This is a genomic window from Gilvimarinus xylanilyticus, from assembly GCF_024195295.1.
Lineage (GTDB): Bacteria > Pseudomonadota > Gammaproteobacteria > Pseudomonadales > Cellvibrionaceae > Gilvimarinus > Gilvimarinus xylanilyticus.
Genome location: NZ_JAMFTH010000002.1, coordinates 159004 through 181613, shown reverse-complemented (window position 1 = coordinate 181613; position 22610 = coordinate 159004). Strand labels below are relative to the sequence as shown.

The following is a 22610-nucleotide window of genomic DNA, read 5'->3' as shown; positions in this document are numbered from 1 at the left end:
TTCAGACTGGGCGATATTTGATGCGTTCGTTTTTCAAAGGAAAGGAAAATGCTATGAAATTGCAAACTACAACACTCGGCTTGATTGCTTTTATGTCATCGGCGTCGGTGCTTGCCCAGAACTCGGGTGAAGATGACGTTCAGGATATGTCGGACCCGTTGGCCATTTACACTCAAGTGGGCGCGGGTATTACCGACAAAGGGATCAACCTTAAGGTAGGCCAGTCTTATGATACTGGCGAGCCGACTACCGCGGGAATGAACCTGATCGAGGTAAAAGGTATTTATGGCGATGCGCTGGGTTGGCGCGATGAAGATATCACCACCGACTCGGTGGACTCATTTCGTTTTCGCAACTTTACCGTGGACGTTACCAAGGGCCGTGGTAAGCAAATAGACGCCACGGTTAATCTGAAACAAAACCTGGTGGCGGAAAAGTCTGCCGATATCTCTTACGGTATCATGCAGGCACTGCCCAAAATGGGGCCGGTTAATTTATACCCACTGGTGGGGGCGGGGGTTTCCATGGGGGAGAACGCCATTGAAGATGACGGCTCTCTTGACAGTGGTTACTCCATTATGGGTTTTTACGGACTGGCGGGTATGTACGCCAAATTGGCCATTACCGATAAAATCTGGGTTAATTACAACCCTTTTTGGCTGACGACGATTACCGGCTCGGACAACTACGAAGATAATTACTATGGCCAGGACAACGGCGATATTCTGACCCACGAATTCGCACTCAGTTATCAAATTACCCCGCGTTTTAATGTGCGCTATTTCGCTAACTGGAATGAAAATGTCGACTTTGACGATGGGGATCAGCGGATAGAATTTAATTATCAGCTGTAAAGAGAGTAGCGGGTTGGCTCCGCCCGCTTGCCCGGCTTTGGTCTAAGGCACACTGGATTAATCCAGTGTGTTTGCATTAAATTGTCTATTTCGATAGGTTTTATTCTGTTCTATCGTGTTGTGCCACAGAAACAGTAGAACGCAAACCAATAACCCCACAAAAGCGAATAATACCCCTATCCCAATTTCAAACTCTGACGGAAAGTATTCGATAAAGTACTGCTGAGCGGTGCTTAACTTGTCTTTACCCAGTGCTCGCAAATCGAGTAGGTGTCCTTGCATGACTTTCAGGTTGAAATAAATCACTCGAAAAACAAACAGTGAAAAAAGCAGGTACAAAAGGCTTACCGCTGCCACCAAAATAACATTCAAATGGCGGCGCGCAATATGCGACATGGCGATCAGGCCAAAGGTGATGCTGACCCAAAACTGCATAATGTCCCACATCCGGTCCAGGGCTTCACTGGTCAAATAGGAAATCTCAAACTCTGTCATCAGGGGTTACCTCGCCAATATTCAGGTAAAAAAATGCCCCGGTGGAGTGCCGGGGCATTTGTCTTGTAAGACTTTAAAGTCTATTTAGACGACGCAAACTTAGTTGCGTGGCAGAGTCGCCTCTATGTTCTCCAGGCGTTTCATCGCATCCTTTTCTGCAAAGGTTTTGTAGCTGATATCGCCCATGGTCAAGCTGGAACCCATTTGGAAGGGGTACTCAGGAATGGTGGACAGGAATTTGGTTACTTCCTGTTGAATTGGTACGAAAATCCACATGGTGTTTTCCGCGTACCATTTCAGGTACATCTCTGACTCCAGCGCACCTTTCTGGTATGGGTCGGCGCGTAAATTAATTACCAGCGGCCACGCAGGTACTTCACGCACGGCTTTGGTAATGTCACCGCTTAGGGTGGCGAAGTGAACTTTCCAGTCCATATAGCGAACCGCGTTTAGCTCACCGGTAGCACCGAAGTAGAAAATCTCTTTACGGGGGGCTTCGGCTTCGCCTTTAAAGTAAGGCAAGAAGTTGTAGCCGTCGGGGTGAATGCGCCATTTCTCGCCATTGGCACGATAGCCTTTTTTCAACTTGCTAACCAAATCTGGCTCGCCAGCGGCAGCAGCAAAAGTGGGCATCCAGTCTTCGTGAGAGATGATGTCGTTGATTTTGGTATTGGGCTCAATCACGCCGGGCCAACGCACTAGCAGAGGAATGCGGTGTCCGCCTTCCCAGGTGGTGCCTTTCTCGCCGTGGAATGGAGTGGTACCGCCATCGGGCCAGCTGACAGTTTCAGCGCCGTTGTCAGTGGAGTACATGACAATGGTGTTATCGGCAATTTTCAGCTCATCCAGCTTGTCCAGCAATACGCCCACGGCCTTATCGTGTTCAACCATACCGTCTGGGTACAAACCCTTACCGGTTACGCCATCCGATTCAGGCTTCAGGTGAGTCCACACATGCATACGAGTGGTATTCATCCAAACAAAGAAAGGTTTGTCTTGTTTAACCGCGCGGTCAATAAAATCCAAGGCGGCCGATAAAAATTCTTCGTCTGCGGTTTCCATGCGCTTTTTGGTCAGCGGGCCGGTATCTTCAATCTTGCCATCGGCTGTCGCGTGAATAACGCCGCGGGGACCATACTTTTTACGGAACTCGGGGTCTTTAGGGTAGTAGTAGCTTTCGGGTTCTTCCTCGGCATTCAAGTGATACAGGTTACCGAAGAACTCGTCAAAACCGTGATTGGTGGGCAGATGCTTGTCCTGATCACCCAAGTGGTTTTTACCAAACTGCCCGGTGGTGTAACCCTGCTCTTTCAGGATGTCACCAATAGTAGGGGTCCAGTCGGGGATGCCGTGATCCGAACCTGGCATACCGATGGTTAAAAGACCGGTACGGAAGGGGTGCTGGCCCAAAACGAAAGAGGCGCGACCGGCGGTACAGGACTGTTGCGCGTAGGCGTCGGTGAACATAGCCCCTTCGTTGGCGATACGGTCAATATTCGGGGTTTGATAACCCATAATGCCGTGGTTGTAAGCGCTAATATTGTGAACGCCGATATCATCGCCCCATATCACCAGAATATTGGGTTTGTCGGCAGCGTGGGTAGTGGCGGATGCGCCCAGGGTGAGTGCGGTCAAAGCGACAAGCTTTTTCCACTGTGCTTTAAATGTAAACACGTTCTAACTCCTTTAGTTGTGGCAGGGTGGCAGATAAATGCGCGAACCATCGGCACGCTCCTTCATCTTGCCTATTCTGTGCGGTGAGCACTGTCCTTAAGTACGGACACTGATCGCCTCAGGATCATTGAGTATATAGCCTAAATTACGTTAACCCCAAGAGATTCTAAGCTTTTTACGGTTCACGCGTTTGTCACTTTATTGTGCTTGCTTGAACGCCGCTGTATTTACTTGTCGCGGCTGTGCCAAAATACCGCAACCGTGAAATGCAAAAGTTAAAATATTAAAGAGGCCAAGTGTGACAGTAGGACGACAGCCGGGTAGGCGTTTAGGGAAATTCGTGTGGTTATTGCTGATGGGTGTTTTCGCCTCGCTGCACACTATTGCTGCTTTTGCCGAAACGGCCGATGTAAAATGCGCCAACTGTCACGCCGAACAAGTAAAAGACTGGCAGCAATCCCATCATTTTCACGCGATGGAGCCCGCCACGCCGCAAACGGCCTTGGGAAATTTCGATAATCAATCATTGAGCTACCAGGGTAAGAAGGCGACCTTTACCCGCCGGGGAGAACAGCTGTTTATCGCTATGCCGGGGCTTGATGGCAAGATGCAAACCCTGGCGGTTGCCTATACCTTTGGTTACGAGCCGCTGCAGCAATATATGTTCGACGCGGGCAAGGGTAAATATCAGTTCTTCCCCTTTGCCTGGGACAGCCGCCCCCAAGATGACGGTGGGCAGCGCTGGTTTGTGTTGCACCCCGAGCAAACCCCGAGCGACGAGTTCCACTGGTCCAATATGGGGCAAAACTGGAACCAGATGTGCGCCGATTGTCACTCCACTGATTATCGCAAAGGCTTTGATTTAGAAAGTCAGTCCTACCACTCCACTTACTCGGCGGTGAATGTCAGTTGCGCTGCGTGTCACGGCAGTGCCGAGCAGCATCTTAAGTGGGCTGAGGGTGATAAATCCATTGCTGATAAAGGCTACAGCACCTATATCGGTAGCAAAACGCCACTGTTTCGCGAGAATGATCAGGGCTTAATGCAGGCGATTGGCGAGATTAAACCCAGCCGCCAAGTGCAGGTGTGCGCCAGCTGTCACTCGCGCCGCTCGGCATTATCAGACAGCCAAGCGCCCGACGATTACCACAATACTTTCCAGCCCGCGCTTATCACCGCAGAGCTTTACCACGCCGACGGCCAGATATGGGACGAAGACTATGTCTGGGGCTCTTTCTTGCAAAGCAAAATGCACGAGGCTGGCGTTACCTGTACCAACTGCCACAACCCCCACTCGGGGCAGCTAAAGCTGCCGGGCAATCAAGTGTGCACCCAGTGCCATACTCAAAACATTTACGAGAACAAAAAGCACCACGGCCATGTGCTGGGCACTAGTGGCAGTGCCTGTGTGGACTGTCATATGCCCGCCACTACTTATATGCAGATTGATCCGCGCCGGGACCACAGCTTTAAAGTGCCCCGCCCGGATTTAACCCAGAGTCTTGATGTCCCCAACGCCTGTAACGGTTGCCATACCGATAAAACCGCCCAGTGGTCCGAGACGCAGATTCGCCAGTGGCACCCAGACAGCCAATATCTGGGCAGTGAGCATTTCGCCACCGCCTTTCGCAAGGGCGATACCGTCGCGGCCGACGCCGGCCAAGAGCTGACTAAAATCGCCCAGGACCCGCGCTACCCGGATATTATTCGTGCCTCGGCCCTGCACCGTATGGCCGCCACGCCTGGGCAAAATGCGGTGGTCGCCATTGTCCGCGCGGTACGCGATGAAGACCCGCTAAAGCGTCAGGGGGCGATTGAGGCGGCATCGGCTTACCCAGCACCGGATAAGTGGCGTATGCTGAATGAACTATTGGATGACCCCCACTTGCCGATTCGCACCCAGGCGGCCCGCTCGCTGGCGCGTATGCTGGTGCAGCCGTCAGAGACGGCGCTCAATAAAGCCGACAGTGCGCGGCTGCGTAAGGCGCTGGACGAGTATCGCGATGTGCAGGCTTATCAAGCCGACCGAGGCTTCGCGCACACTAATCTGGGCAATTTGGAGCAAGAGCTGGGGCGCTCGCGCAATGCCGAAAAACACTATCGCAAAGCGATTGAAATTGAGCCGATTTTTATGCCCGCCTATGTCAATCTGGCCGATTTATATCGAATTCGTCAGGACGAGGCCCAGGTGCAAAAAGTGCTAGAGCAGGCGTTAGCGATAAACGCCGAAGCGCCCGCCGTTCACTACGCCCTGGCTATGAGCTATATCCGTCGGGGCGATAAACCCAGCGCGCTACCGGCATTAAAAGCGGCTGCGAGTGGGCCAGAGGCCAGTGCTAATTTTGTTTACACCTATGGCTTGTTGTTGCAGGATAGGGGGCGTATCCCCGACGCCATCGTGCAGTTGCAAAAAGCTTACGAGCTCGAGCCAGGCAACCCCGACATGAGCTATACTCTGTCGCAGCTGTACGCCAGTAATAATCAGTACGACCGCGCTTTGTTTTACGCACAAAAACTGAATGCCCTGGTGCCGGGCAATCAGCAAATTCAGCAAATGGTGCGACAACTGCAACAGCAGCAAAAGGATTGAGGTTGAAAGAGTTGGTATGAATACACTGGAACAAGTAAAAGCACTAAAAACCCGCATCGCCGCCAGTATTATTGGCCAGGAAGAAGTCGTTGACCGCTTGTTGATTGGCCTGCTGGCCAATGGCAACCTGCTGATTGAAGGCCTGCCCGGGCTCGCTAAAACCCGCGCCATTAAAGCTTTGGCGAAAAATATGGTAAGTGAATTCAGTCGGGTGCAATTCACCCCCGATCTGCTGCCCTCGGATATCACTGGTTCTGAGGTCTTCCACCAAACTCCCGCTGGCGGAGAGTTTCACTTTGACCCGGGTCCCATTTTCGCCAATATTGTCTTGGCCGATGAAATTAACCGCGCCCCGGCCAAAGTCCAGTCAGCGCTTTTGGAAGCCATGGAAGAGCGGCAGATAACGGTTAATGGAAAAAGCCACGCCATGGAGCCGCTGTTTATGGTGCTGGCCACACAAAACCCGGTGGAGCAAGAGGGTACCTACCCATTGCCCGAGGCGCAGCTGGACCGCTTTTTAATGAAGGTCAATATCGACTACCCGAGCGTTGAAGACGAAGTTAAAGTGATTGAGCTGGTGCGCGGCGAGGAGCAACAAGCCCAGGGTACCAAGCCCCACAGTGAAACCGAACGCACCGAGCAAGAAGTTATCTTTGCCGCCCGCCGGGAAATAGCGGCGGTTAACGTCGACCCCGCCATGGCCCGCTATATGGCCGACTTGGTCTACGCTACCCGCACCCCCGAAAAATACGACGCCGAGCTTGCCGGCTGGATTGAAATTGGTGTTTCGCCGCGCGCTTCCATCTCGCTGGATAAATGCGCCCGCACCCAGGCCTGGTTAAATGGCCGCGCCGATGTGCTCCCGGAAGATGTTCGCGCCATTGCCAAAGACGTCATGCGCCACCGTTTGGCCCTAAGTTATCAAGCTCAGGGGGCGGGGCTGGACGCCGACGGCGTGATCGACAAAATTATCGAGCTGGTTGCCTTACCTTAGGGGCGTAGTATGAAGCCGACAGGGAATGACGCCGCAGGTTCACACGATTCACGCATCTACACCGACTTTGTGCACCTTAAGGGGTTGCAGCGGCGGGCGCGTAAACTCAACTTTCTGCCCCGCCACAACAGTAAAAGCATTTTGTCCGGGCGCCATGGATCGCGAATGCGCGGGCGGGGTTTAAGTTTTGAAGAGCTGCGCGATTATCGGGTGGGGGATGATATTCGCACCATAGACTGGCGCGTGACGGCGCGCACGGGCAAACCCCACGTGCGTGTTTACGCCGAAGAAAAAGATCGCTCGGCCCTGTTGATTGTGGACCAGCGGATGAGTATGTTTTTTGGCTCGACCCACAATATGAAATCCGTCACCGCCAGCGAGGCCGCCGCGCTTTGCGCTTACGGCATTTTCGAGCGCGGTGATCGGGTGGGGGCGGTACTGTTTAACGACGAGCAGGTTCACGCCTATAAACCCAGCAAACGCGCCCGCTCGCTGGAGCAAATCGTGCGTGCGCTGGCCGACTGTAATCTGGCCCTTAACTGTGACCTTCCGGTTTCCCAACCCATGCATTTAAACCTGCCGCTTAAAACGGCGGCAGAATGTGCCGGCCACGATCAGCTGATTATTGTGATCAGCGATTTTGACGAGGTGGATGAACAAACCGAGGTGTATCTGGGCGAGCTTTGCGCTCACAATGATGTGGTACTGGTGCAGGTAGTTGACCCCATGGCCCGCGAGCTGCCAGCGGACATGCAAATGGTGGTGAGCGACGGTCGCCTGCAAATGACCCTGGATACCAGCCAGCGTCAAACCCACGCCAAATTGCAGGCGAGCTTTAGCGAACGGGTAGAAAAAATCGGCCATTGGCGTGAGCGCATGAAATTATCGGTTATGGAGCTGAGCACCGCCGAAGATACCTTTATGCAAATGGCCGAGGCCCTGGCGGTGCGGAGATAAATAATGAGTGACGGGGCCATGGATAACAGGGATTTAGAAGGGCTGGAGATTTATCAGCTGTTCGAATTGATGGAACCGCTGGAGCCCGCCGAACCCGTCTCCATGTTTCCCCAGGGGCCGGGTTGGTGGGTATTGCTGGGTACCATCTTATTGATCGTGGCGATTATGGCGGGGCGCCACTATTACCGGCGTTATCAAAACCGCTATCGCCTGTACGCCATTGCCGAGGTCCAGGCGCTGAATGACGATTACAGCCCGCTCGATATCAGCGCGATTCTCAAGCGCTGCCTGTTGAGCCATGTACCCCGCAGCGAAATAGCAGCGCTGACGGGCGAGCAGTGGTGTGAGTATTTAAACGCACGGGCCGATCATCAGGTTACCTTTACCAATTTCTATCGTTTGCGCGACAGCGACGAGTTTGATCCTCAGGCACTTAAGCAGCAGGCTATTTATTGGCTGCAAAATTACAAGGCGGTGCCATGATTGTCTTTAAGCACCTATGGCTGCTGGCACTTTTACCGTTGCCATTATTGGTGTATTGGCTTTTACCCGCGCTGCGCCAGCGCGCTCTGGCGATACGCATTCCGTTTTTTAATCTGGCCGCCGAGGTTTCCGGTGCGCGGGTAGGGGCGGGCAGCCAGGTGTTTGGTAAACCGGTGTGGGATATTGTTGCGGGATTGCTGATCTGGGCGTTGCTGGTGTTGGCTTTGGCCGAGCCGGTGAAATTGGGGGCGCCTGTTCAGGAAAAAGTGATTAGCCGCGATATTATGCTGGCAATTGATTTGTCCGGCTCCATGGATGAGCAGGATTTTCCCGATGCCAGCGGCGCGAAAATACAGCGTTTGCAGGCCGTCAAAAATGTGGTGTCGCAATACATTCGCGACCGCCGCGAAGATCGCATTGGTTTGATTGTGTTCGGTACCCGCGCCTATCTGCAGGTGCCTTTTACCCAGGATTTGGCCAGCGCTGAAGAAATTTTGCGCGAATCGGCGGTTTCTATTGCCGGGCCACATACCGCCATTGGCGATGCTATTGGTTTGGCGATCAAACACTTTGAATCCTCCCAGGTAGAAGACCGGGTGTTAATTTTACTGACCGATGGCGCCGACACCGGTTCGCGTATGTCGCCCTTAAATGCTGCGCATATTGCCGCCGAAGACGGAGTGAAAATTTTCACCATCGGTATCGGTGACGAAAACGGTGAAGGCCAGTACCGGGTAGACTTTGACACTTTACGCAAGATTTCCGAGATTACCAGCGGTGCATTTTATTCCGCCCAAGACTCCGATGCTCTCGGTCGTATTTACACTGAAATTGATAAAATTGCTGCCACCACCAGCGAAAAACCTGTGCAACGCAGCGAGCAGGCATTACTCGTTTACCCACTGGTAGCGGCTCTGGGGATGTTCATTCTGTCGTTTTTCATCAGTTTTATTCGTGTGCTGATGCTGGAGCGCCGTCATGTTTGATTTCCATTTTTTGCGTCCCGCCTTATTGTTGGCATTGCCCATACTGGCACTACTTTATTGGGCTTTGCGCCGTCGCTTGATCAGCAAAGCCAACTGGCAAAAGACCATTGCTCCGCATTTGGTTAAAGCATTAACTCCGCGCCAGAGCTTACTTGATAAGTTCAAGCCGGTAGACTTGGTGGCGGTAATCGCTTTTCTATTAGTGTTCGCCGCCGCTGGCCCCGCCTGGTACAAAGCGGTTGACGAAGCTGAGAAATCGCCGCCAGTGGTACTGGTACTTAAGCTCGGGCAGACCATGCTGGCTAACGACCTTCAGCCCAATCGTCTGACCCGGGCCAAACAAAAAATTACCGATTTACTCTCGTTTCGCGCGGGGGCCAAAACCGCACTGATTGTCTACGCCGACAGCAGTCATAAAGTTTTGCCCATGACCGAAGACAATCGCGTTTTCCAGCCGTTTGTCGAAGCTTTGAGCCCGGACATTATGCCCAATAACGCTTCGCTGGGCGCCGACGACGCGGCCGCCGCCATTGAGCTGGCCGCGCAGGAGGTTGAGCGCGCCGGTGAGGGCGTGGTGATTTTAATGGCCGATAATCTGCAACCGGGCGAGGTGGAGAAATTAAATCAGAGTGAGACACCTTTTATCTGGTGGCAGTTCGCCACCGAACAGGGCGGCGTTATTGTCAGCGATAGCGGCGCTTATCAGAGCGATGACAGTGGCCAGGCTTTGAATTTTGCGCTCAACCCGACTATTGCGGCCGAGTTGGATCAAGTGATTACACAAAAGGTTACGCTTAACAATCAGGATTTATTGGCGCTGGATAGCGCTGTGCGCGAGTTGCGGCGCGAGGCTCTGCGCAATAACCCTAACGCTCCCTATCAAGATATGGCTTGGTATTTTATCTGGCCGGTGTTGGGGTTGATGGCGCTGTGGTTTCGCAAAGGTTTTACCTCCACCGGTGCTCAGATTGGCTCGCGCGGCGCGGCCCCGGTGTTGGTGGCACTGTTTATCGGTTTTGCCATGCAGCCGCAAACGGCGCGCGCCGATGTTCTGGATTGGTTTGTTACGCCCGATCAGCAGGGCTATTGGCAGTTTCAGAAAAATCATTTTGAGCGGGCGGCGCAAGCATTTGCCGACCCTATGTGGAAAGCCACCGCGCTTTATGAAGAGGGAAAATACAATCAAGCCGCCAATTTATTTGCGACCATTGGCACGCTAGAGGCTATGTACAATCGCGCCAATGCGCTGCTAAAAGCCCACCAATATTACGGCGCCGTGGCCGCCTACCAGCAGGTGTTAAAAGAACAGCCCGGTTTTGCCAAGGCCGAGCGCAACCTCGCCATCACTCAGGCGATAATCCAGGAGTTGATTGATGCCGGCGAGAATATTGATGCCGAGCAGAGTATCTCGCTGGAGGTAGACGATAGACAGGCCAAGCCCGAGGAGCAAACGGGTAAGTCGCAGCAGTATCAGGTGGGCGATACCCTGTCGGAAGATGCGCGGGAAAAGTGGATGCGCAGTGTGGACTCGGATATGAGTGATTTTCTCTCGGCCAAGTTTGCCAACGAGGCGAATAATCCGGTAGGTGACGCTAATGAATAGATGGATTTTGTCCCTATTGCTCGGATTTTTCTGCTTGTCTGCGCTGGCTGAACCCCGGGTGAGCTCGTCGGTAAAAGACGAACAGGTTATGGTTGGGCAGCTGAACACTCTATCGGTCAAGGTGTTGGTGCCCACCTGGTTTACCCAGTCGGTTTATTTTGATGAGGTCGAGGCGGTGAACATTATCAGTCTCGCGGGTAACAAAAGCTCTTATCCAGTATCGGAAAGTGTTAACGGTCAAACCTGGTCCGGTATTGTCAAAGACTATACGGTGGTGCCCATGACGGCGGGCAGTTTTACCTTAAACTTTCCGACGTTAAAGTTGCACTATAGTGGCGAGGATGGAAAGCCGCAGAACCTTGAGGTGACTCCCCCGCCGGTTATTTTTAATGCTTATGTTCCTCCCGCTGCGCAGAGTTTGCAGCCGTTGATTATTGCCGAGGATATTAGGTTCGAGCAATCGTTCAGCGCACCGGATCAGTTAACGGTGGGCGATAGTGTCAGCCGCTCGTTAACCGTGCGCGTCAGCGGCAGTTCATCCTTGTTTTTGCCGCCCTTGCTTAAGGCGTTGGAAGATGAGTCAGTGTCGTCTTATCAGCAGAGCCCGGTGAGTCAAGATGAAGTCGAAGGTGATCGAGTCAATGGTGTACGCACCGAGCAACAGGATGTTCTGGTTAAAGCCTCGGGGCGGGTTCCATTTGCCGATATAGCGCTGCGCTACTATCAACCCAGTTCTGGCGAGATAGTTGAAGTGGTTGCCGAGGGCACCGTGTTTGAGGCTGCCAAGCCCCCGGCCACGGCACTGCAAAAACTCTTTTATGCTGTGCTGGCGCTGGTGGGATTACTGGTTTTGGCGCTGCTGGGCCTATGGCTGAGAAAACAATATAACGCCTATTTGCAAACCGAGCCGGCGCGCTTTCGACGCGCCCGCCACGCTCTGGCAAAACCCGAGCGCGCCAGCGAACAAGCTTTACACCAATGGCATCATTGCTGGCCCGTCCAGTACCGAGACCAACATCAACGGCAAAAAGAGTTTAGCGCCTTAATGCTGGCGTTGGAGCAGCGAATCTATCTTCCCCGAGCCAAGGTTCAGTCCAACACCGATTTGGTTGCCCAACTGGACGCTTATCGCCGCGCCTTGCAGCAAATGCAAACCCGCCAGCATACCCAGCTGCAACCGCTAAACCCTTAATGGGTGTTTGCTCCGCGCCTTAAGTGCGCAGCGACGCTAGCTGTTCGTCCAGCTGCTGCATAACACTTTCCAGCTCTACCCCGGCCTGATCCGATTCGGCGGTCATGCTGGCCAGGCGGTTGGCGGCATCGCCAATAATGGTCAGGTTGCGGCTAATCTCTTCGCTTACCGCGCTTTGCTCTTCGGCAGCGGTGGCGACCTGGGTAATGTTGTCGGCAATGGCGTTGACATCTTCCACCACGGTTTTCAGTGAGCGGTAAGATTCCTGAGTATTGAGCTTGGTGTCTTCGGCTTTTTCGTTACTGCTGGCAATAATCGACACCGAGCGCGCCACGCCCTCTTTTAAATTGGAAATTAAGTCGTTAATTTCATTGGTACTGTCCTGGGTTTTACTGGCCAGGCTGCGCACTTCGTCGGCCACCACCGCAAAGCCGCGTCCCTGCTCGCCTGCGCGCGCCGCCTCGATGGCGGCGTTTAATGCCAGCAGGTTGGTCTGCTCGGCAATCGCGCGAATCACATCCAAAATGCGGTTGATATCTTCGGTGCGGTCGGACACTTCGCGAATGCTGTCACTGGCCGACAGCATATCCTCGGTTAATGCCTCTACCTGAGTCACCGAATTGGCCAGCGATTCGCGCGAGCGTTTTACCGTATCCAGCGAGCTGGTAGCGTTGCTGGCGACATCGGCGGCCAGCTGCGACACGCTTGAGGCCGTTTGCGACATTTCATTGGTGGCGGTCACCACGCTGTCGATTTCGCGTTGCTGCTCGCCAGTGGCTTCGGCGGCGCGGGCGTTAATGGTTTTGATTTGTGCGGCAGAGTGTTTGGCGTTAGTGCCGATATTTTTCAGCTCTAAAACCATATGCCGCAGCTTGGCGATAAAGTCGTTAAACCCGCTGCTAAGCGACATCAACTCGGCGTGGGTTTGCATATTGATATTGGTGCTCAGGTCGCCGTCTTGACTGGCGAGGTTATGAACCCGCTGGTCCAATTGCCGGATGGGGCTGACGATTGAGCGCACCAGTAACAGCAGTACGAACATAATTATCGCCGTACTGACCAGTGCGATAATAATTTCGGTGCTGAGCAGGGTGGCGACATTGTGGTCAATGGTTGCAGTAAGAGTGTCTGTGGAGGCGAGTACAATATCTTCCGGCAGTTCGAGCAGCAGTGACCAGGTAGTGCCCGACGCCTCAATGGTGAGAGGATGGGCGACAAAGTAGGTGCCATCTTGGTGTATAAAAGCATCGCGCTGTTGGTGCAGCTGGGTAAGCCGGTTGCCCAGAGTGCCGCGGGCCTCTTTCAGAGGGCGGGTAAGGTGGTCGGCGTACTCACTGGAACCGACGATCAGGCCTTTTTCACTTAATAAAGTTACCCGGCTTTTGCCCTGGTAGAGTTCCTGTTGCAGTTCGTCGATCAACGATTGAATGACGGGTAGGTTCACATCAATACCCACCACCCCGCGAAAACTGCCGTCCACCATAACCGGGCTGGTAAGGCTGGTCATTAGCTCGCTGTAGCCTTCGCGAATCTCGTAAAAGTAGGGCTCGAGCATACAGGCGCGGCCCTTGTCTTTGGAGCAGAGAAACCACTCGGCTTCGCGCTGGCCGAATTCGTCGGTGTCATCCAAGTATTTTTCGCTGGAGTCCAGCACGCGTTCCTGCACTAGTTGGCCGCTTTCATCACGTATCCAGTAAATCTCCAGGCTGCCGGTGTCGGGCACTGAGTGAATGGCATCGCTGCCTAGGTACTCGCCGTCCAGGCCATCGTAGGCGTTGGCTTCAAACTGGGCGTAAAGGGCGCTAATGTCCGGATGACTGGCGAGGGTTGACGCGACCAGCTGATTCACCTGCGCGCGGTCGAGTCCCGATTCAGTCTGACTCGAGCTGTTAATCGCATTGGCTGCCAGGGTGCTGGCGAGCGTATTAGAAACTCGAAATAGGCTGTTCAGGTAGCCCGAGATGGCGTTGCCTAGACTGGCGGCTTCGCTTTCCAGTCGCCCCAACACTTCGTTTTCCATGGTGGTTTGCGTTTGGTTTACCAGCTGCGACTTCATGCTGTTTAAGCTGTAGGTGAGCTGGGCCACCAAAAGTACCAGCAGTAAGGCAAAGGCCAGGGCAATAACGCCGAGTAATTTTGCTTTGAGCGAACGAAACATGCGTGTCTCCAATAGGGCGCAGCCGTTTTAGTCTAGTCGATTTTCGCGACAGTACGGAGAAGCCTTTGCTGCCGGCATAAAAGTTATCGGGCGCGGCGGGCAGAAGTTGAGGAGAATCTATTTAAGGTTAGGCAAGTCGCTCGGGAAGCTGCTCTTCGAGATAGTGCAACAGCAGTCGCACTTTGGGTGAGAGTCGGCGGGTGGGCGGGTAGAGAGCCCAGATGCCCTCGTGCTCGGGTGCATAGGGCTGCAGCAGGGGCACCAGATTGCCCGCGCTTAAGTCGGCGCGCAGGTAGTAGTCTGGCAGCTGCACCAGCCCCAGGCCTTTACGGGCGGCATCCAGCAGGCTGGGGCCACTGTTGCAGCGCAGATTACCACTGACGCGAATGGTGCGCGCGCGACCATTGTCGCGAAAGCGCCAGTAATCCAGAGTGCCAAGCAGGCAGTTGTGCTCATTAAGCTCGCCCAGGGTGTGAGGTTGACCGGCCCGGGCCAAGTACTCGGGCGCGGCGCAAACAGTCGGCGCTCGCTCGCCCAGCTTGCGCGCAATCAATCGGCTGTCCTCCAAAGGCCCCAGGCGCACGGCTAAATCCAGCGCCTCGTCCATAATGTCCAAGCGTTGGTTGGTGAGTTTAAGCTCGACGCGCAGTTTGGGGTGCTGGCGGGCAAAGTCGTTTACTAGCGGGGCGATGTAGGTGTCGCCAAAGGACACGGGTGCGGTCATGCGCAGCGCGCCGGTGGGGCTGGATTGCAGGTCGTCCAAGGCATTTTCAGCGCCTGCCAGAGCGTCCAGAATTTGCCGACAGTGCTGGTAAAACACCTGGCCCTCTTCGGTCAGGCTGACTTTACGGGTAGTGCGATTGAGCAGGCGGGTGTTCATGCGCGTCTCGCGCGCTTTGATACGTCGGCTTACATGGGCAATCGACAGCCCCAGCTTATCCGCGGCGGCGGTAAAGCTACCGCCCTCGGCGACGGCGACAAATTCGTTAATACCTTCCCAATTAATCACTATTATTACTCTGATGTAAAAATGTTTTGCATAGGGGCTCTATTATTACTTTGATGATGCTAATTACAATAGTCCCATACGCAAAAAACATTGGAGAAACTGTCATGATTAAGTCAAAAGCCGCTGTCGCCTGGGGTCCGGGCCAACCACTCAGCATTGAAGAAGTCGATGTTATGCCGCCCAAGGCCGGCGAGGTTTTGGTGCGCGTGATCGCCTCGGGTGTTTGTCACACCGACGCCTTTACCCTGTCCGGGGATGACCCGGAGGGCAACTGGCCCGCTATTTTGGGCCACGAGGGCGGTGGTATTGTCGAGCAGGTAGGCGAGGGCGTTACCAGTGTTCAGGTGGGGGATCATGTGATTCCGCTTTACACCCCCGAGTGTGGTGAGTGTAAGTTTTGTACCTCGGGCAAAACCAATCTGTGTCAGAAAATTCGCGAGACTCAGGGTAAGGGTTTGATGCCCGACGGCACCACCCGCTTTTACAAAGACGGCGAGCCTATCTATCACTATATGGGCTGTTCGACTTTCTCTGAGTACACGGTATTACCCGAAATTTCTCTGGCTAAGGTGAACAAGTCTGCGCCGCTGGAAGAAGTGTGTCTGCTCGGTTGCGGTGTAACCACGGGTATGGGCGCGGTGCTCAATACCGCGAAAGTGCAAAAGGGCGACACCGTAGCGATTTTCGGTTTGGGTGGTATTGGTCTGTCGGCCATTATCGGGGCGGCCATGGCAGGTGCCGGACGTATTCTGGCGATTGATATCAACGAGAAAAAGTTCGAGCTGGCCAAGCAGCTGGGGGCAACCGATTGCATTAACCCTAAAAACTACGACAAACCGATTCAAGAGGTTATTGTCGAGCTAACCGACGGCGGGGTGGACTACTCGTTTGAGTGTATCGGCAATGTGGATGTAATGCGCTCGGCGCTTGAGTGCTGCCACAAGGGCTGGGGCGAGTCGGTCATTATTGGCGTTGCCGGGGCCGGGCAGGAAATCAGCACCCGGCCGTTTCAGTTAGTGACCGGCCGAGTCTGGCGAGGCACGGCCTTTGGCGGTGTAAAAGGTCGCAGCGAGCTGCCGGGCATTGTCGAAGATTACCTGGCGGGCAAATTTAAGCTGAGTGACTTTATTACCCACACCATGCCTCTGGATGATATTAACGAAGCGTTTGATTTGATGCACGAGGGCGAGAGCATTCGCTCGGTGATTCACTTTCAGCAGGAGGCCTAATGAGCATCGAACCGATCAGCAGCAATAAGTGTTTTGGTGGTTGGCACAAACGCTACAGCCATCAGTCCAGTGTGCTGAATTGCACCATGGAGTTTGCGGTTTATCTGCCGCCGGTGGTGTCCGAGGGTAAGAGTGTGCCGGTAGTCTACTGGCTCTCTGGTCTTACCTGCACCGACGAAAATTTTATGCAAAAGGCCGGCGCCCAGCGTATAGCCGCCGAGCTGGGGGTGGCGCTGGTCGCCCCCGATACCAGCCCGCGGGGGGAGGGCGTCGCGGACGATGCCGACGGCGCTTACGATTTGGGTTTGGGGGCGGGATTTTACGTCAATGCCACCGCCGAGCCCTGGGCGCGTCACTATCAAATGTACGACTATGTGGTAAAAGAGCTGCCCGAGTTAATCGAGCAGTATTTTCCCGTCACCCAACAGCGTGCCATTAGCGGCCACTCCATGGGTGGGCATGGCGCCTTGACTGTGGCTTTGCAAAATGCCGGTCGCTACAGTTCGGTAACGGCGTTCAGTCCCATCAGCAATCCCGTTGATTGCCCCTGGGGTAAAAAAGCGTTCAGTGCGTATCTGGGGTCGGATGAAAAACTGTGGCAAGAGTATGACGCCAGTGTGTTAATGGCAAAGGGTGGTGATGTTCCGGCATTGGTTGATCAGGGCGATGCCGATAATTTTTTACGGGAGCAACTAAAACCCGAGGCCTTACAAAAGGCGGCGGATAAAAGCGGGTACCCGCTTGAGTTACGCCTGCAGCCGGGCTACGACCACAGCTATTATTTTATCGCCAGTTTTATAGAAGAGCATCTGCGTTTTCACGCGCGTCATTGGTAGTGTCTGTTAACCCGACAATTGATAATCAAGGGCGACAATAAAGTTGATCAGGACGATCGACTTTATTACTAGGTGGGCATAATGGGGCGTACACAGTTACGCCCGGCGTTTTTGGCCTCGTATAGCTCATTGTCGGCCCGCTGAATCCAGTTATCCCAAGGTTCTTGATCGCGGTACTCGGCGCAGCCGAAAGAGGCCGTCACGCCGATTTCTTGTTCCAGCGTTTGACGTAGCTGTTCTGCTGCGAGGCAAGCTCCTTTCAAATCGGTATTGTTTAACAAGAGTAAAAACTCTTCTCCGCCGTAGCGAAAAATTTCATCGGTATCAGCCCGTAAACGGGATTTAAAAAGCTTAGCGACTGATTGCAATATATTGTCCCCCGCCTCGTGTCCGCTTTGATCGTTAATGTTTTTGAAATGGTCTAAATCAATAACGGCCAGTGAGCAGGTCGATACACTTTTGCGTTTATTCAGTTCCAGAAAAAACTTGCGACGATTGCCGATGCCCGTTAACGAATCCAGGTGGGCCCATTTATCCAGCTGTTTGTGTTGGTCGTCGGTTTTCCACGCGAAAATGCCTGCAAAGGCCGATACCAAAATAAGCGAAACCATTAGATCGATAAATTCCAGGCTTCCAGGAAAAGCGTTTCGCAGAGGCAGTAAAGCCGCCAGAACCAGAGAGTTAATGCCTACGGCCACCTTAATTTGGAGAAGAAAAAAGTTGGCTATGACTACAGGGAAAATCCAGTAGATCATTGGCTGCGGGTTAAGGTGGCACATCCCCAGTGCGGCAAGGCTGTAAAACAGCCCGGAGACAAAGCGGGATAGGGGCGTTTGTCCATGCAATATTAGGTGGCGTAGCATGATCGCCATTCCCACAGCGATAGCCGCATCCAGCGCCGCTAAAAGCCATTGGCCTGAGAGCGCGCGAATCAATGCAAACGGAGCTATCGCGACAGTGGCGCAACCGGCCAAAAAAATACTCATGGCCAGGCGAAAGTCTTCCCTTAATTTTTTGAGCATAGGTTGAGCCATATCTGGTGGCGCAGTGCCCCGGCGAAAGCAATCGGGTAGGTTTTAAAGATAGCAGCGATTGCCCCTGAGGGCAAAATGGGACAACCGCTAAATCTGATGTGGTTTAGGGCTTAATTTCAAAGATTACGTTGATTTGTTTTTCTAAGGTGATGGCCTGCGGGGCAAAAAGTTCAAAGCGGCTGCCGCCGGCGCGATCAAACTGCGCTTCGCTCATGCCAAATTTTGCTATGGGCTGGGGGTAATGATTGCCAGCACTAATGGCGTAAACATCCCCAAGCTTTGCATCCAGACCATAGGCCATATCTTCGGCACGCTGGCGGGCGTCTTTACCGGCTTTGGCGGTCAGCTGACGGGTGAGTTTCTCGCGAGTGCTGATATCAAACTCGGCGTTAAGGTTTTCGGTATTGGGCATGCGCAGCAGCTCGTTAACGATGTTTTCGTAAATATCCAGCCCGTGGATGGTCAAAATCATCCGCTGATTGACTTGGTAGCCGGATATTTTGAGCATGTTGCTCTCGGGGTCGCGGTCGCGCCGGGTTTGTTTGTCGATCGCCCAAGACTCGATATCGCTGCGCTCAAGGCCCAGCTTCTTTACCATGGCGACAATGTGTCCCGCCCGTTCGGTGACGGTATTAACCGCCGTTTCGGCATTCTCATCGGTGGCGATAATCTGAAATTGCAGGCGCACCATATCCGGGGCGACTTCTTCTTTTGCCTGTCCGGTAACGTTTAAATGAGGAAAGTCGGGCATGGATTGGGCATTGACATAGGCCGGCCCTGCCAGCAAGGCGATAAGGGCGAGTCCGAGGTAAGGTTTTAGCATTGTATGAATCTCCTGTGTTTTTTCTTTGAGGGTTTGAATTTGGCTCAGTTCCCAGGTTCTGGGACATCGTCAGGCTTAACAGCTTCGTCGCGGGTTTTCTCGCGCGCTAACTGTAAGTCTTCTTGCTCGGCCTCGGGCGATGTTCCCTGAGACTGGTGAGCGGGATTAAACGTCAACTCGGTATACAGCGCAAAGTGATCCGAACCGAATGGTTCCAGCCGAAACATACGTGCCAAACGAAAATGTTCGGAGTGAAATACATGGTCCAGGGGCCAGCGCAAGAACCAAAAGTTGGCGTGAAAGGTGTTAAACATTCCCCGGCCGATGCGCGGGTCCAGCAAGCCGCTGATTTTGCGAAAGGTGCGGGTGGTGCGTGACCAGGCGACATCGTTGAGATCGCCGGTGACAATCACCGGTTCGGTGTTGCCGCGCAGGTTTCTCGCCACTACTAACAGTTCGGCATCGCGCTCGGATGATTCGTCGTTCTCGGTAGGGCTGGGGGGCGCCGGATGCAGAAAGTGACAGCGCAGCTTCTCCCCCGAGGGTAATTGCACCAAGGTGTGCACCGAGGGTTTATCGTCTTCAACCAAAAATTCGGTGTGGGTATCGCTGAGCGGCAAACGTGAATACACGTGCATACCGTAAAGGTTATCGAGCGGGCATTTTACCGAGTGGGGGTAGTCATCCCTAAGGCTATCCAGTTGGCTTTCCCACCAGCTGTCGGACTCCAGGGTGACAAAAATATCCGGTTGGTGCTCTCTTATTTGCGCCAGCAAGCGCTCTGCCTGACGGTTGGGGGTGAGAACGTTGGCGGTTACGATGCTGATGCGCGGGGCGTCGTCTGTTTCAAGGCTTGCATTCACCTCCACGGGCGCCAGCCGGGTATAGGGAATAATCCACCATAACTCAATGGCCAGTGCCACAGCGCCGCCGGTTAGCAAAATCTGCGTGGACCATTGAGTGAGCGGGAGCAGCAGGGCCTCGGCGATGAGTAGTGCTGCGGCGAAACAGGCAATTTGCAGGCGCGGAAAATCCAGGGCTCGTATTGGCCAAAACTCTATTCGCAAAATGGGTAGCAATGCGAGTAGTAACACCAGGGCAGTAGTAATATAGAATCCAATTAACATGGGCTGTCCTTAACGTCTATGGCGACAGTATGCCAATAGTGGCGGTACAAGTTTGTAAAAAATGCTGACATTTTTGCCAAATCGCTGCAAAATCAGTGGCAATGAGGCCAATTTGGCACCTCTTGTGCGTCTTCTATTTCGTTATTCAAGAATTGTGCTCAACCCTCTACCCGAATGGAAGTAGTTTCTATGGATCGGTCAGCTATCGTCCAGTGGGGACGATGTTTTTGCTTTATATTGCTCGCGGCACTGTGTTCCCAAGTGAGGGCACAGACGATAACGCTGGCGGCAGATCAATGGTGCCCTTATAACTGTGTGCCCGATACGCAAGCGCCCGGCTTTATGGTGGAAATAGCCCAGCGCGCTTTTGCCGCGCACGAGATAACCGTGGAGTATCAGGTGCTGCCCTGGCTGCGGGCGCTTTATGGCACTCAGGTGGGACGCTACTCGGCGGTGATTGGAGCTACCAAGGTCGAGGCGCCAGACTTTGTTTTTCCGGCCCAGGAGCAGGGGCGGGCGGCCAACAGTTTCTGGGTAGAGAGTGATAACGCTTGGCAGTATCGCGGCTTGGCTTCCCTGCAAGAGGTCAGCTTGGGAGTCATGGGCGGCTACAGTTATAGCGAAGAGATCGAGGCCTATATTAACGACGAGAATAATGTCGGACGTATTACCGTGTTATCGGGCAACACCCCGCTCGAGCGAGGCCTGAACATGCTTAAGCGCAAGCGCATTGACGTGCTGCTTGAGGATGCCAATGTTATGCATCATTGGCTGCGACTTAATGGCGCTTTAGACCAGTATCGACGCGCGGGCTCGGTGGGCCAGGGTGAGAATTTCAAGCGCCTGTATATTGCTTTTTCACCCGAGCACGACATGTCGGCGACCTACGCTCGCTGGTTATCTGAGTATATGACCGAGGCCCGTGCCTCGGGTGAGTTGGCGCAATTGCTGGCAAAATACGGCCTAACCGATTGGCGTTCAGGTGAGACTAGAGAGGATAACGCAGTAAGGTAAAGTGCAAAATATTGACTCCAAAATGGGTGAGCAGAGCCATGCTAAAGCGCCCCGTCGCCGCGTAGACCCAGGCGTACAAACCCCCCGCCCATAAAAACAGTAAAAAGCTGGGATGAGTCGGCGGTGCATGGGCGAGGGCAAATACCAAGGTGGCCACCAGGGCGGCGATCAGTCGGGGGCGATAATGGAGTGGGAGCAAGGATGCCAGCTTATTTTGCAGCAGTAAGCGAAAAAACGCCTCTTCCGCGAGTACCGTCGCCCCGGCGTTGATCAGCGCAAACCAGATAATTCCGTCTGGCCATTTAATGGCCCAACCTACCCCAAACACCCAGTGAGCCACCCCGAGCACGGCCACAATGGCCCCGCTTGCCAGAGCACACGACAGCGCCATGTTTTTGGGGCTGGGGTGCGCCCGCCAAAGCCAGATAAAAACCGCCAGCCCCGCCAGGGCCTTACCCACGTTTAAGTAGAGAGTGAAATCAAGCGAGCTAAAAAAATGGATAACCGGGTAGTCAAACTCCATCGGACGGTAGAGCGCCACAGTAAAGCCCGCCACCAGACAAAAAAGCCACAGACCTATTGCCGCGCCGCCGGAAAGTCTCTGCAAGCCGTAAAGCCCGACGATGAGAGCTCCGATCCCCAGCAGACAAACCATGGGGAGGGCGCCCGCAATAAAGGCCGCCCCAGCCCCTATCATAATCAACGCGCTGGTTAAAAGCCGCGGTTTTATAAGCGAGCTACCCAGGTGTTTGCTTGCCAATATTCAAAGCTCCTGCAAAACTCATTAAGCGTCCAGCGTCCAGCGTCCAGCGTCCAGCGTCCAGCGTCCAGCGTCCAGGCTGTTTACCGTTCGCCAATTTTTTCATAAACCAAATCCCATACCCCGTGCCCCAGCTTCTCACCGCGCTTCTCAAACTTGGTAATAGGGCGATACGCGGGGCGGGGGGCAAAGCTGCCGTCGGCCTGGGTGTTTTTATACCCCTCGGCGGCGTCCATCACTTCTTTCATGTGCTCGGCGTAGTTTTCCCAGTCGGTGGCCAGGTGTAAAACTCCACCGGTTTTAAGTTTACGGCGAATCTTCTGCACAAAGTCCGGTTGCACAATGCGGCGTTTGTGGTGCTTTTTCTTGTGCCAGGGATCGGGAAAGTAAATTTGCAAACGGGTCAGGCTATTATCGGCAATGCAGTCATCCAGCACGTCGGTGGCATCCGCCATATACACCTTGAGGTTGCGAACACCGGCTTCACCGGCGGTATAAATTAAACGGCCCACGCCAGGCGGGTGCACCTCAATGCCAATAAAGTCTTTATCGGGTTCGTTTTCGGCCATCTCGCGCAGCGAGTCGCCCATACCAAAACCAATTTCCAGCACCTGTGGGGCGCTGCGGCCAAACGCTTGTTCGGGCTCCAAGGGCCCATCGAATAAACTGGCGCCGTAAACAGGCCAGTAAGTATCAAAAGCTTTTTTCTGGCCATCGGTCATACGGCCGGCGCGAATCACAAAGCTGCGGATGGATTTCTTTTTGTATTCGGGACGATATTCTTCGTTCATG

Annotated in this window: 21 protein-coding genes; 11 read left to right on the top strand and 10 right to left on the bottom strand. The window is 53.8% G+C overall.

The window, feature by feature from the left end; genetic code table 11:
• Positions 1 to 53 precede the first annotated feature (53 nt).
• Positions 54 to 854 (top strand): hypothetical protein, encoded by an 801-nt coding sequence (locus M6D89_RS09750; RefSeq protein ID WP_253967877.1) that lies wholly within the window; start codon positions 54 to 56, stop codon positions 852 to 854.
• A gap of 57 nt (positions 855 to 911) precedes the next feature.
• Here the strand turns inward: M6D89_RS09750 and M6D89_RS09745 are convergent, their stop codons facing one another.
• Together M6D89_RS09745 and M6D89_RS09740 are read right to left on the bottom strand one after the other, a co-directional pair.
• Positions 912 to 1349 (bottom strand): hypothetical protein, encoded by a 438-nt coding sequence (locus M6D89_RS09745; protein ID WP_253967876.1) that lies wholly within the window; start codon positions 1347 to 1349, stop codon positions 912 to 914.
• A gap of 99 nt (positions 1350 to 1448) precedes the next feature.
• The gene (locus M6D89_RS09740; protein ID WP_253967875.1) at positions 1449 to 3023 is read right to left on the bottom strand and encodes an arylsulfatase; all 1575 of its coding nucleotides are present in this window, start codon (positions 3021 to 3023) and stop codon (positions 1449 to 1451) included.
• Between the two features lie 298 nt (positions 3024 to 3321).
• Here M6D89_RS09740 and M6D89_RS09735 point away from each other — a divergent pair, with 298 nt between their 5' ends.
• From M6D89_RS09735 to M6D89_RS09705, 7 genes are read left to right on the top strand one after another with little or no spacing between them, the layout of a single operon-like run.
• Positions 3322 to 5613 (top strand): tetratricopeptide repeat protein, encoded by a 2292-nt coding sequence (locus M6D89_RS09735; protein ID WP_253967874.1) that lies wholly within the window; start codon positions 3322 to 3324, stop codon positions 5611 to 5613.
• Between the two features lie 16 nt (positions 5614 to 5629).
• Positions 5630 to 6607: an AAA family ATPase gene (locus tag M6D89_RS09730; RefSeq protein ID WP_253967873.1), complete on the top strand. Its 978-nt coding sequence runs from the start codon at positions 5630 to 5632 to the stop codon at positions 6605 to 6607.
• A 9-nt stretch (positions 6608 to 6616) separates the two neighbouring features.
• A complete protein-coding gene (locus M6D89_RS09725; protein ID WP_253967872.1) occupies positions 6617 to 7564 on the top strand; it encodes a DUF58 domain-containing protein in 948 nt (315 codons plus the stop codon).
• Between the two features lie 3 nt (positions 7565 to 7567).
• Entirely contained in the window at positions 7568 to 8047 is a 480-nt protein-coding gene (locus M6D89_RS09720) for a DUF4381 domain-containing protein (protein WP_253967871.1), read from the top strand.
• The gene (locus M6D89_RS09715) at positions 8044 to 9033 is read left to right on the top strand and encodes a VWA domain-containing protein (protein ID WP_253967870.1); all 990 of its coding nucleotides are present in this window, start codon (positions 8044 to 8046) and stop codon (positions 9031 to 9033) included. The genes M6D89_RS09720 and M6D89_RS09715 overlap by 4 nt, the downstream gene beginning before the upstream one ends.
• A complete protein-coding gene (locus M6D89_RS09710) occupies positions 9026 to 10636 on the top strand; it encodes a VWA domain-containing protein (protein WP_253967869.1) in 1611 nt (536 codons plus the stop codon). Before M6D89_RS09715 ends, M6D89_RS09710 begins: the two co-directional genes overlap by 8 nt.
• Positions 10629 to 11828, top strand: a complete 1200-nt coding sequence (locus M6D89_RS09705) for a hypothetical protein (protein ID WP_253967868.1) — start codon at positions 10629 to 10631, stop codon at positions 11826 to 11828. The genes M6D89_RS09710 and M6D89_RS09705 overlap by 8 nt, the downstream gene beginning before the upstream one ends.
• 19 nt (positions 11829 to 11847) lie before the next feature.
• On the opposite strand, the gene M6D89_RS09700 is transcribed toward M6D89_RS09705, so the two are convergent.
• Together M6D89_RS09700 and M6D89_RS09695 are read right to left on the bottom strand one after the other, a co-directional pair.
• On the bottom strand, positions 11848 to 13986 hold the full coding sequence (locus tag M6D89_RS09700; protein WP_253967867.1) for a methyl-accepting chemotaxis protein: 2139 nt from the start codon (positions 13984 to 13986) through the stop codon (positions 11848 to 11850).
• 127 nt (positions 13987 to 14113) lie between these two features.
• Positions 14114 to 14995: a LysR substrate-binding domain-containing protein gene (locus tag M6D89_RS09695; RefSeq protein WP_253967866.1), complete on the bottom strand. Its 882-nt coding sequence runs from the start codon at positions 14993 to 14995 to the stop codon at positions 14114 to 14116.
• A gap of 104 nt (positions 14996 to 15099) precedes the next feature.
• On the opposite strand from M6D89_RS09695, the gene M6D89_RS09690 reads away from it, so the two are divergent.
• Complete coding sequence (locus tag M6D89_RS09690; RefSeq protein WP_253967865.1) at positions 15100 to 16224, top strand: S-(hydroxymethyl)glutathione dehydrogenase/class III alcohol dehydrogenase; 1125 nt, start codon at positions 15100 to 15102, stop codon at positions 16222 to 16224.
• The gene (gene fghA, locus M6D89_RS09685; RefSeq protein WP_254722284.1) at positions 16224 to 17060 is read left to right on the top strand and encodes an S-formylglutathione hydrolase; all 837 of its coding nucleotides are present in this window, start codon (positions 16224 to 16226) and stop codon (positions 17058 to 17060) included. Before M6D89_RS09690 ends, fghA begins: the two co-directional genes overlap by 1 nt.
• A 68-nt stretch (positions 17061 to 17128) precedes the next feature.
• Here fghA and M6D89_RS09680 read toward each other — a convergent pair whose 3' ends face one another.
• From M6D89_RS09680 to M6D89_RS09670, 3 genes are all read right to left on the bottom strand, one after another.
• Complete coding sequence (locus M6D89_RS09680) at positions 17129 to 18082, bottom strand: GGDEF domain-containing protein (RefSeq protein WP_253967864.1); 954 nt, start codon at positions 18080 to 18082, stop codon at positions 17129 to 17131.
• A 115-nt stretch (positions 18083 to 18197) separates the two neighbouring features.
• Positions 18198 to 18917, bottom strand: coding sequence for an SIMPL domain-containing protein (locus M6D89_RS09675; protein ID WP_253967863.1), 720 nt, complete (start codon positions 18915 to 18917; stop codon positions 18198 to 18200).
• A gap of 44 nt (positions 18918 to 18961) precedes the next feature.
• Positions 18962 to 20044 (bottom strand): endonuclease/exonuclease/phosphatase family protein, encoded by a 1083-nt coding sequence (locus M6D89_RS09670; RefSeq protein ID WP_253967862.1) that lies wholly within the window; start codon positions 20042 to 20044, stop codon positions 18962 to 18964.
• Positions 20045 to 20359: 315 nt separating this feature from the next.
• Between M6D89_RS09670 and M6D89_RS09665 the strand changes: the two genes are divergently transcribed.
• Positions 20360 to 21058, top strand: coding sequence for a substrate-binding periplasmic protein (locus M6D89_RS09665; protein ID WP_253967861.1), 699 nt, complete (start codon positions 20360 to 20362; stop codon positions 21056 to 21058).
• Here M6D89_RS09665 and M6D89_RS09660 read toward each other — a convergent pair.
• From M6D89_RS09660 to trmB, 3 genes are read right to left on the bottom strand one after another with little or no spacing between them, the layout of a single operon-like run.
• The gene (locus tag M6D89_RS09660) at positions 21033 to 21755 is read right to left on the bottom strand and encodes a CPBP family intramembrane glutamic endopeptidase (RefSeq protein ID WP_253967860.1); all 723 of its coding nucleotides are present in this window, start codon (positions 21753 to 21755) and stop codon (positions 21033 to 21035) included. The two genes, M6D89_RS09665 and M6D89_RS09660, sit on opposite strands and share 26 nt — an antisense overlap.
• 40 nt (positions 21756 to 21795) lie before the next feature.
• Positions 21796 to 21924, bottom strand: coding sequence for a hypothetical protein (locus M6D89_RS17290; RefSeq protein ID WP_256504571.1), 129 nt, complete (start codon positions 21922 to 21924; stop codon positions 21796 to 21798).
• Positions 21902 to 22609, bottom strand: coding sequence for a tRNA (guanosine(46)-N7)-methyltransferase TrmB (trmB, locus tag M6D89_RS09655; RefSeq protein ID WP_253967859.1), 708 nt, complete (start codon positions 22607 to 22609; stop codon positions 21902 to 21904). Before trmB ends, M6D89_RS17290 begins: the two co-directional genes overlap by 23 nt.
• Between the last annotated feature and the right edge of the window lies 1 nt (position 22610).